The sequence below is a fragment of the Virgisporangium aurantiacum genome (genome assembly GCF_016863635.1).
GTDB lineage: Bacteria > Actinomycetota > Actinomycetes > Mycobacteriales > Micromonosporaceae > Virgisporangium > Virgisporangium aurantiacum.
This window is the reverse complement of record NZ_BOPG01000075.1, coordinates 94629-105081: the sequence shown is the minus strand read 5'-3', so window position 1 is coordinate 105081 and position 10453 is coordinate 94629. Positions and strand designations below refer to the sequence as shown.

General features: G+C 67.8%; 7 protein-coding genes and 1 pseudogene. 6 read left to right on the top strand and 2 right to left on the bottom strand.

Annotation, left to right across the window (positions count from 1 at the left end; translation table 11 throughout):
* The first annotated feature begins 201 nt into the window (after positions 1-201).
* Positions 202-1098: an intradiol ring-cleavage dioxygenase gene (locus Vau01_RS48320; protein ID WP_275424034.1), complete on the top strand. Its 897-nt coding sequence runs from the start codon at positions 202-204 to the stop codon at positions 1096-1098.
* A gap of 40 nt (positions 1099-1138) precedes the next feature.
* Positions 1139-1420: a tyrosine-type recombinase/integrase gene (locus Vau01_RS48315; protein ID WP_204007633.1), complete on the top strand. Its 282-nt coding sequence runs from the start codon at positions 1139-1141 to the stop codon at positions 1418-1420.
* Positions 1421-1426: 6 nt separating this feature from the next.
* Here the strand turns inward: Vau01_RS48315 and Vau01_RS48310 are convergent, their stop codons facing one another.
* Positions 1427-4801 carry a leucine-rich repeat domain-containing protein gene (locus tag Vau01_RS48310; RefSeq protein ID WP_204007631.1) on the bottom strand — a complete coding sequence of 1125 codons (3375 nt, stop codon included), beginning with the start codon at positions 4799-4801 and terminating at the stop codon, positions 1427-1429.
* Between the two features lie 652 nt (positions 4802-5453).
* Here Vau01_RS48310 and ltrA point away from each other — a divergent pair.
* From ltrA to Vau01_RS63970, 4 genes and pseudogenes are all read left to right on the top strand, one after another.
* Complete coding sequence (ltrA, locus tag Vau01_RS48305) at positions 5454-6716, top strand: group II intron reverse transcriptase/maturase (RefSeq protein ID WP_204007629.1); 1263 nt, start codon at positions 5454-5456, stop codon at positions 6714-6716.
* 825 nt (positions 6717-7541) lie between these two features.
* Positions 7542-8276, top strand: a complete 735-nt coding sequence (locus tag Vau01_RS48300; protein WP_204007627.1) for a reverse transcriptase domain-containing protein — start codon at positions 7542-7544, stop codon at positions 8274-8276.
* Positions 8277-8377: 101 nt separating this feature from the next.
* Positions 8378-8710, top strand: a complete 333-nt coding sequence (locus tag Vau01_RS48295; RefSeq protein ID WP_204007625.1) for a hypothetical protein — start codon at positions 8378-8380, stop codon at positions 8708-8710.
* A gap of 83 nt (positions 8711-8793) precedes the next feature.
* Positions 8794-9214, top strand: a pseudogene (locus tag Vau01_RS63970) (transposase); the annotation flags it as partial.
* A gap of 113 nt (positions 9215-9327) precedes the next feature.
* Here the strand turns inward: Vau01_RS63970 and Vau01_RS48290 are convergent.
* Entirely contained in the window at positions 9328-10452 is a 1125-nt protein-coding gene (locus Vau01_RS48290; RefSeq protein ID WP_204007623.1) for a Gfo/Idh/MocA family protein, read from the bottom strand.
* Position 10453 lies beyond the last annotated feature (1 nt).

The following is a 10453-nucleotide window of genomic DNA, read 5'->3' as shown; positions in this document are numbered from 1 at the left end:
CCCTGGAATCCGCGTCCACGGTGCCTGAACCAACGGCCGGCATTCGGGCCGACGTTGTTCGTTGAACGAACGGCCGTGTTGTGGCACACACGGTGACGCTGGAGACTCACGAAGCGCTGCCGTACGGCCGAGCGACTCGGGCCACCGGCAGTACCCGATCTGATCGATCCCGATCCCGCGCGAGTCGACGAGGAACGAGATATGGACGTATCTGAGACAGCCGGCGCCGGCACGCCGGATCTGTTCAGCGAGGAGCACTCGGCCGAGGTGGTCGGCGCCAGTTTCGCAGGCACACCCGACGCGCGCCTGCGACAGCTGATGACCGCGCTGGTGAAACATTTGCACGCCTACGTCAAGGAGGTGGAGCTGACCGAGGAGGAGTGGGCCTCCGCGATCGACTTCCTCACCCATACCGGGAAAGTGTGCGACGGCGTCCGGCAGGAATTCATCCTGCTCTCCGACGTCCTGGGCGTCTCAATGCTGGTCGAGACGATCAACCATCGCGCGGGCGGCTCCTCGACCGAGTCCACCGTGCTCGGCCCGTTCCACGTGGTCGAGTCGCCGCCACGCGCGCTCGGCGACACCATCTCCCTGGACGGCAAGGGCACTCCTTGTCTGGTCTCCGGCCGGGTCACCGGGCCGGATGGCGAACCCGTCACGGGAGCGCACGTCGACGTCTGGCAGGCCAACGACGACGGCTTCTACGACGTACAACAGCCGGGCATCCAACCCGAACGTAATCTGCGTGGCCTGTTCACCGCCGATGAGCAGGGCCGGTTCTGGTTCCGATCGATCGTGCCGCGCTACTACCCGATCCCCACCGACGGCCCGGTCGGCGAACTGCTCGCCGCCACTGCTCGGCACGCGTACCGGCCGGCGCACCTGCACTTCATCGTCACCGCGCCCGGTTACTGTCCGGTGACCACACATGTGTTCGTCGCCGACAGCCCCTATCTGAACTCCGACGCTGTCTTCGGCGTCAAGGAGAGCCTCGTGCGCGATGTCTCACTGGTCGACGACCACAGACGGGCGGTCGAGGCCGGCTTGCCCAACCCCTTCCACACGCTGACGTTCGACCTCACCCTGCGCCGCGCTTGACGTTCCTGGCGCATCTCGGGCGCGGCCGGAGCGGCATCGGGTGATCGCGCTGCGCGCGGAGCGTCGCCCGCCGCGCGAGTTGACCCGGGTTGAGATGACAGCACTGGTCGAGTCGTGTGACCGGCTGCGCGATCGGTTCCTGCCGAGCTTGGTGAAGGACACCGGCTTGCGGATCGGCGAGGCGTTGGGCTTGCGACATGAGGATGTCGACGCCCGGCGGCGGCTGGTGGCGGTCCGGCCGCGGGAAAACGTGAATCGGGCGCGGGCCACGGCCTGGTCGCGGGAGGTCCCAGCCGACGCGGGCCTGTTCCGGGGGCCATAAAGGCCGTCAGGCGCAGGCGAGGTCTGCCAGTGCGGCGAAGTCCGGCCTGCGGGCCAGGATTCGGGCCACGGTCGCGTGGGCGTCTGCTGTGCGGCCGGTCTTGAGTTGGAGGTGCACGATGACCGCCCGGATCCAGTCGTGCGCCGGGTTCTCCGGCTCGGTGCGGGCCAGGCCGGCGAGGTGCCGCAGGGTCGCCGGTTCGAGCTGGGCGAAGTCGATCCGGACGTTGTCCAGGTCGCTCAATGCGAACAGTGACCCGGGCAGGGTGGTGAGCTGGTTGTCGCGCAGGTCGAGGCGGCGTAGCCGTGGAGTGCCGGCGAAGATGTCGTCGGGGAGCCCGGTGAGGTCATTGGCGGACAGGTCGAGGATGCGCAGGTTCGCCATGCCGGACAGGTCCGGCAACCGGTCCGCCTGGAGCAGGCCGCCGGAAAGTTCCAGCGTCTCGATGGCGTTGCCACCGCTGGCCATTGACGCGATGCGTGCGCCGAACAGCCGTAGGCGGCGCAGTGTGGGCATGCGCATCAGCGGCTCCGGAAGGTGGAACGGCGTTCTGCCGTCGCCGAAATAGGGCCGGCCGAGGCGGCGCAGATCCAGGTCGGCCAGGACGGGCAGGTGGTGCAGCCCGGCCGGCACCGCGCCGGGCAGCCGATGGGCGGTGACGCGTGTCAGTTCCGTGAGCGCGGCGATCTGCGGCGGTACTGTCGTGACCGTCGTGCCCGAAATGTCGAGGGCGCGCAGCGACGTGAGTCGACCTAGTGTGTCAGGCAGTTCGGGTAGGCGGGCGTATGACAGGTCGAGTTCCTCAAGCGTCCCCCGGTCGCCGAGCGCCGCGAACAGCGCGCGGACCGTGGTGCCGTCGGGCAGGCGACCGTCCGAGAGGTCGATGCCGGCAAGCGAGAGCCGCCGCAGGCTCGGCAGGCTGAGCACGGTGTCGGCGGGTAGCAGCGGTGTTTCGGCGAGATCTAGGTCCGTGATGTCGGTGCGGCCGGATTCGATGCGCTCGATTTTGCGGTCCTGCCGACGGCCCCGCGGGCGGACGAACCCGGTGGCGGCCCGGTGGGCCAGCCGCCACGACCGGAGGTCGGGATCTGCGGCGAGATCGGCGAAGTTCGGCGAGTCCGGCGCGTGGGCGAGGGCGCGGTGGGCGATGGTGTACGCGTCGTCGGGGCGGTCAAGCCACAGCAGAATGTCGACCTGGGTGCGACGGATTGGTTCGAGGTCGGCGTCGTTGGCGGCGTCCTGGACGCCGATACGGTCCAAGATGGACAGTGCCTCGTCGAGTTCGCCGTGTTGGGCCAGGTGCCGGGCGAGGGCGTCGCACGCGGCGAGAACGTGCCGGCGTACCTCGCCGTCGGGCAGGTAGATCCCCGGCGGTATCAGCTCAATCGCCCGCCGTCCGTAGTGGAGGATCCGGTCGGACAGGGCCGGTTTCTGACTGTCGCTGGCGTCGGCGTGGCTCCGGTCGAGTGCATCGACCAGAGCGCACAACGCGTTCCGCTGGTCGGTGCCGCCGAAGTTGACGCCGCCCGTTGCCGGCCCGACGGCCTCTGTCAGCAACCCGATGGCCCGCGGTCGATCGGTGGCGAGCTGGGCGGTGGCGAGGGCGACCAGTTCGCAGAACCGTTGCCACACCGGGTGTTCCTTGGCGGTCTCGACGCTGTACAGGTTGATCGCCGCATTGGGGAACGTGGCGAGCAGCCGGTCGACCGTGTTCCGGTCCAGCCGCGTGTGTTGCAGGTCGACCTCGGCCAGGTTGGTCAGGCTGTAGAACGACTCGGGCAGCGTCTCGAACACGTTGAAGGAAAGGTCAAGAGCGCGCAGGCCGGGCATCCCGGCGAAGGCGTCGTCGGGCAGTTCGACGAGTGCGGGGCGACCCGGTTCGGCACGCCACCGGTCGAGGCCAAGCTCGGTCAGGGTCGCGACGGACCACCGCCCGGCGATCACGTCCGCATCGGGGTATGTGCTGCCATACCCGCCGTCGCCCGACAGCCGCAGCACCGTCAGGGCCGGCAGCCGGGAAAGGTCCGGCAGCCGGGTTGTGTGGCCGAGCGCACCGCCGAGGTCGAGCAGTTCCAGGGTGGTGACGTCCAGCAGATCCTCGGGCACCTCGGCCAGTGCAGCCCCGGCCAGGTCCAGTAACCGTAGCCGGGACAGCCTGGTCACCGCGGGGAACGGGAACGGGGCACCGCCCCCGTCCGGGCGCCACCGTCGGAGGATCAGTTCCTCCAACGCGTCCAGGTGCGCGACGGTAGCCGGCAGCGGGCACCTCAGGCCCTCGGCGCGCAGGACCCACAGGTTCCTCAAATCGCCGAGCGAGTCGGGCAGAGACTGCAGCCGGTTGTCGGAGATGTCCAACAACCGCAACGACGTGAGCCGGCCGACGGTGTCGGGCAACTCGGTGAGGTCGCAGCCGGAAAGGTCCAGCTCCGTCACCGTCCCGTGGCCGGCGAGGTCGGCGAGGAACGCGCCGAGCGTGCCGCCGTCCGGTAGCTGGCCGGTGGACAGGTCGACGCCCGACAACGACACACGCCTGATCGCGGTGGGGTCATCCACCTCAGCGCCGGTGGCCTCCGCGAGGACAGGACGGCCGCCGAGGACCGCGTCCAGAATGCGTTCGTGCACTTCGCGGAGATAGTCGGTGCCGTAGTCCTCGTGGTGTTCGCTGAAGACATCGGTCGCCAGCAGCGTGAGACGGTCGGGATCGGGGTACCGCACGTTGACGTTCTCGAACCGGCCGATCGTTCTGTGCCCGCAAAGTGTGGTGCCGAAGTCGGGCGTTTTGCACAGCACCGGTACGGCGGTACTGCCGGCCACGGTCAGTGAGCCGCGGTCGTCCTCGTCCTGACACCAGGCCGCTTCGGTGAGCGTCAGGTCACCGGCGACGACCACGTCAACGTGTCCGTGCACGACGAGGCACCGCGCGCGAACATGGCGGGCCGCGACCCGAGTGTCGGCATCGAACGGGCTTTCGCCCAGGCTCACGGCTACGACGTGGCCGGCGGCGTACACGTCGCCGCGCACCACCAGTTCCGCCCGCTGGCCGAGCTCGACCGCGCCTACCCGAAGGTCACCGGTGACGAGGACAAAGCGGTACCGGTCCTCGCTGGCCCAGTGGAGCGTGCCACCGACCGTCAGGTCGCCGACGACCACGATGTTGTCGGCGAGGCCGCTCAGGTCGAAATCGCGTTGAAGGTGCAGACCGTTCTCGTAGAGCCGAACTGGCTGGTCGTAGCTCGGCTTGGCGTAGGCGGTCTGCCCGGCGACCACATCCGTGAACACGGCGAACCGCCGCTCGGCCGCGGCCCGGTCGATGATTCGGTAGCCCCGTGGCGACACCGGATCCCCAATGGCGTGCGCGGCAGGGTCGGCATTGCCGTCCACGGCCACAGAATCTATCACCGCTGACGGGCCGCCATCCTCGTCCCGTTGAATGTTTACGTTTGGGTGTGTCCTGAACGCGAGGGGGAGTCTGGTGTAGGACGACTGTTCGTTGCGGTGCTGCACGGATGATGAAGGTTGTGGCCCTTCGGAGCCGTCCTGTGGGGGATGGCTTCAAACCGCCTCATGCTGCGTTGGCTGAAGACCGTCGTGGTGAGCGATGAGGAAAAGGCGTCCGTGAGGCGTCAGGTAGGGATCAGGAAGGCGAGCGCGAGCGAATCGTTGCTGACGTGTCGAAACAAACTCAGATGACATCAGAACCGGGATGTCCAAACGATCCCGGGATAAGTCTGGCGGGAGCCCACCGACTGGCCAGGCGGTGTCCGGCATGGAGACGACGCGAGCCTGATCTGCGGCTTCCGTGTGGAACAGGAGAAGGCGTGCACGGACACGCTCCGGGCGGCGACGTTGCCGGCCGGGCGAGAGGGAGTGTTTCAAGCGGTGACCCCGCAAGGGATTGAGTACCGTCGCCGGGCACGCCGGCGGACCGGCTCGTAGTAGTGGTGAAGCCCTGGTAATGGGGGTGGAGCGAAGGGGCCGGGTCATTCGCGGCTGGTTTGTTCGATCAACCGGGGAGTGCTCCGGGAGGAGTCGTGTGGACGAGCTGAAAGCACCGGACAAGCCGTTCGAGATCTCGAAGCGGGCGGTCTGGGAGGCGTGGGAGAAGGTCAAGGCGAACAAGGGCGCACCGGGGGTGGACGGGAAGTCGATCGCGGAGTTCGAGAAGGATCTGAAGGGCAACCTGTACAAGATCTGGAATCGGATGTCATCGGGGTCGTACTTCCCGCCGCCGGTGCGTGCGGTGGAGATCCCCAAGGCGCACGGTGTGGGCACGAGAATTTTGGGCGTGCCGACCGTCGCGGATCGGGTCGCGCAGACGGTGGTGGCCATGGATCTGGAGAAGAGGGTCGAGCCGATCTTCCACCCGGATTCCTACGGCTACCGCCCGAACCGCTCTGCTCTCGACGCGGTGGCGGTGTGCCGCCAGCGGTGCTGGAAGACGGACTGGGTGATCGATCTCGACATCCGGAAGTTCTTCGACTCGGTACCGCACGACCTCATGGTCAAGGCGGTCGAGGCGAACACCGACCTGCCGTGGGTGGTGCTGTATGTGAAGCGGTGGCTCGTCGCGCCGCTGGCATTGCCCGACGGCTCGTTGCAGGTCCGGGACCGGGGGACCCCTCAGGGTTCCGCGGTCTCGCCCGTGATCGCGAACCTGTTCCTGCACTACGCGTTCGATAGTTGGCTGGACCGGGAGTTCCCGGCGGTCACATTCGAACGCTATGTGGACGACGCGGTGATCCACTGCGTCAGCGAGGCCCAAGCGCACACCGTGCTGGCGGCCGTCGGGGAACGGATGCGCGAGGTGGGGCTGGAACTGCACCCGGACAAGACCCGGATCGTCTACTGCAAGGACGGGAAGCGGCGGTCAGCGTATGCGCACACCGCGTTCACGTTCCTCGGGTTCACGTTCCGGGCACGCGGGGTGCGGATGAAGACGGGGAAGATGTTCCTGAGCTTCAACCCGGCGATCAGCAAAGACGCCTTGAAAAGGCTCAATGCGCAGGTGCGGTCCTGGCGACTGCACCACCGTACCGGCCTGACCGAGGCCGACCTCGCCCGCAGGATCAACCCGATCGTGCGGGGGTGGATGACCTACTACGGGGCGTTCTACCGCTCGGCCCTGTCACCCCTCCTGGGACGCATCAACACCTACCTGCTGCGTTGGTCCCGCAACAAGTATCGGAAGCTCAAGGGCCGGAAGAAGGCACAGGACGCGTGGAGCCGGGCGGTCAACCTTCGCCCGCGGTTCTTCGCCCACTGGGCCTGGGTGAACACCGTCCCTGCCGTCTGGTGACCAGAGTGACAAGAGCCGTATAAACCGAGAGGTTTACGTACGGATCTGTGGGAGCCCGGAGGTGAGACTCCTCCGGGCCACCCGACTGGGCCAGGCAGGCGGCACCGTGCCGCAGGTCGTCCGTGCGCCGTGAGGCGCTGAGGTTCGAGTGGAGGTGGGAGACCGTGCGCCACGAGGCGCTGTGAGCCGTGTGCGGGTGTGAGACCCGTACCGCCGTTTCGTCGCAGCGAGGCGGTAGGAGCTGGGGGTAGCCGGGCTTGGTGAGTCGACCGGATCGGGTGGAGAGCAGCCCCGACAACGCCGGGACGTGCCAGGACTACCGAATGGTGCGGGTCCGGCAAGCGAGACGGGAAGGTGGACGCGAGGAACCAGCGGTGTAAAGCCTCTCAAGACCTCCGCCAGCTCGAACCCGGTGGATCTGGGCTGGATCGCGGTGCGCACCGCCCAGGTGGGCGGGAACTCCTGGATCGGATTGATCTTGCCGGTCGGGAGGCCATGGTGAAGAACTGCGGCGTAGCCGTGGCGATGCCGCAGGGGCAAAGCTGGCCGCCTCACCCGACAAGCGGATCACAGTGAACGTGGGAACCATCTCGGTGTCCCGGCACGGCCTTGCTTCCAGCAGGTCGGGGCGGGGAAGGCGCGTCGTCCGCCGACGGCCCGGGATGGGGCGGAGGGCCGGTAGTAGTCCGAGGGCGGGAGAGCCGTCCACATGGCGAAGCGGCCCAGCGGCTTCACGCAGTTGAGGACCTGCAAGGGACGGAGACGCTGGTGAACACCGGGGAACTGTGGCCAGACCCTGATGGCGCCCGGCTGCGGGTACGACGGATGCAGACCAAGCTGCACCAATGGGCGGTCGATGATCCCGACCGCCGGTTCGATGACCTCTACAACCTCGTCCACCACCCGGACTTCCTTATGGTCGCGTGGGAACGGGTACGGGGTAACAAGGGAGCGCGCACCGCCGGCGTGGACCGGGTGATCCCGGCCGTCATCGCCGACGCCGCCGACATCGTGGCCCTCCTGACGAACGCACGGGAGCAGCTGAAGTCCCGCACGTTCGTTCCGCTACCGGCACGGGAGCGGATGATTCCCAAGCCTGGTAGCGCAGGCAAGTTCAGGAGACTCGGAATTCCGACCGCGATGGACAGGCTCGTGCAAGCGTCCCTGGTGCTGGTCCTGGAGCCGATCTTCGAGGCAGACTTCAAGCCGGTCAGCTACGGCTTCCGCCCCGAACGTCGGGCTCATGACGCGATCGCTGAGATCCACCATTTCGACACCAAGGGCTACCACTGGGTGCTGGACGCGGACATCGAAGCGTGCTTCGACAACATTGCACACTGCGCTCTCCTGAAGCGGATGCGCAGACGAGTCGGAGACAAGCGGGTTCTGGCCCTGGTCAAGGCACTCCTGAAGGCGGGCATCATGACCGCCGACGGCGCGACCACCGACACGAACACCGGCACACCCCAGGGCGGGTTATGCGCAGCTGCGCATAACGCTCCTAATGAACAGCGCCGGGTTATGTGCAGCGCCGGCCTGTCGGGCCTGGTGAGGGCGTAGCTGGGGGTCGAGCGCTGCGCATAACGCGCCCACGATTCTGATCACGCGGGTCGGGCATGGTGCCGGGCCTGCATGATCGGAGGTCGGCTGCGATGGCGACTGTGTCTGCGCTGGTGTCGGGGTTGGACGCGGAGTTGCGGCGTCTGGGTTACAAGGACTCGACGATGGTCTGGTATCGGGGCTGCTGGCGTCGCGTGGAGAGGTTCTTCGCCGCGCGTGGCGTGCAGGAGTTCTCGCTGGATGTGGCGATGGCCTGGGTCGATGCGGCGTGCGGCTTCTTCGCCAAGGAGCAGGCGGGCACGCTCAAACCGAACGACAGAGTGGGCGGCCTACGTCGTGCTCGACACGTATGGCGAAGACGTGCCACGGGATCGCCTAACGGGCGCGAGCCCCATGGCGTCACGAACGCGGAAGGGAGTCTGAGAGTGGTGTAGGACTCGCTGGATGCGGTGCTGTGCAGGAGATGGAGGTAGGTCCTCCGGGATCGCTCTGCAGGGGGAGGTTCCAAACCACCGCAGGCTGCGTCCTGGACCACACCGTCGAACAAGGCAACCCACCCGACGCACCGCAACTGGCACCGGCGAACGAACGGATCACCCACCGCACCGGCCGGCCACCCCGCGCGGTCACCGCTGACCGCGGCTACGGCGAGGCCAGCGTGGAAACCGACCTGCACGACGCCGGTGTGAAAACCGTCCGCCATTCCCCGCACAGGCAAACCTGGCAACGACCGCCAAACCCGCGAACGTCAACCCGGTTTCCGACGCCTGATCAAATGGCGACCCGGCTCCGAAGGCCGAATCAGCCACCTCAAACACCGCTTCGACCTCCACCACACCCGCCTCGACGGGCTCACCGGCGCTCGGACCTGGTGCGGATACGGCATCTACGCCCACAACCTCACCAAGATCACGGCACTCACCGCCGCGAACGGCTGAATACCCGCCCCCGCAAGCAATCCAGCACCCCAGCAACCGGCGCACCCCCGACACAGGAAACTAACGAACCCTACTTTTTCAGGTCGAAGTAATTATCGGATCGGTGTTGTCGCTCACAATGCACTCCGGGTCTCGTTGGGGACGGAAACGGTGGCGATGTCCACCCACGACCCGGATGCGGCTGAGGTAACGACGGCCTCGGTGATGCGTGCGGCGCGCAGCCCGTCGGCGAAGGTCGGCAGGCCCTCGACGTGCTCCCCACGGATGGCCGCGTAGGTGTCGGCGACGAAGTCGGCGAAGCACTCGTAATAGCCCTGGGGGTGCCCGGAGGGCAGAACGGCCGACCGGCCAGCCGGGGCCTTTGCGCGCGCTGGGTCGCGCAGGACGATCTGGTTGAAGTCGCGCCCGCCCACCCAGAGGGACTCGGGCGTCTCCTGGCAGAAGCCGTAGCTGGCGTCCGGGCCGTCGAAGGAGAACGACAGCGCGTTCTTGCGACCGGCCGTCGCCTGGCTGACAACCACGGAGCCGATCGCCCCGGTGTCAGTCTCGAAGGACACCACCGCACCGTCCTCGGTGGTCACCGGGACCGATTTGCCGTACGGCCCCGGACGCGTCGCGGCCGACCGCCCGAAGCGGGCGCAGACCCGGGTCAGGCGCTGGCCGGTGACGAACTCGGCCAGGTCGCACCAGTGGACGCCGATGTCTCCGAACGCGCGGCTGGCGCCGCCCGCGGTCGGGTCGACGCGCCAGTTTGTCGTGGCCGCATCGGCCATCCAGTCCTGCAGGTAGCTGCCGTGCAGCAGCCACGGCGACGGGTGGCCGGGTCCGCGCAGGCGGTTCCGGGCCTCGCGGACGGAGGCGTAGTAGCGGTAAACGAAGGGGACGGTCGCTACGACCCCTGACCGCTGGGCGAGAACGCTCAGCGCCTCGGCGGTGGCGACGTCGGTGGCGAGGGGCTTCTCGCAGACAACCGCCACCCCCGCCTCTAACGCAGGCCGGCTGATCTCGCTGTGGGTGACGTTGGGCGTGCAGACGTGCAGCACGTCGACCCCTTCGGCCAGCGCCTGCGAGACGGTGCCCACACCGCGGGCGGCGCCCAGGAGGTCCGCGGCCCGCTGCGCCTTCTCCGGCGTCGATCCCACGGCGGCGACGAGTTCCCCGCCTGCGGCGGTGATGGACCGGGCGTGGACCGACCCCATGAAGCCCGTTCCGACCACGGCGGCACGGATCCTGCGCATC

Coding starts and splice junctions, on each gene's coding strand:
- Vau01_RS48320 (WP_275424034.1), top strand. CDS start 202: ATGGACGTATCTGAGACAGCCGGCGCCGGCACGCCGGATCTGTTCAGC.
- Vau01_RS48290 (WP_204007623.1), bottom strand. CDS start 10,452: ATGCGCAGGATCCGTGCCGCCGTGGTCGGAACGGGCTTCATGGGGTCG.
- Vau01_RS48300 (WP_204007627.1), top strand. CDS start 7,542: ATGCAGACCAAGCTGCACCAATGGGCGGTCGATGATCCCGACCGCCGG.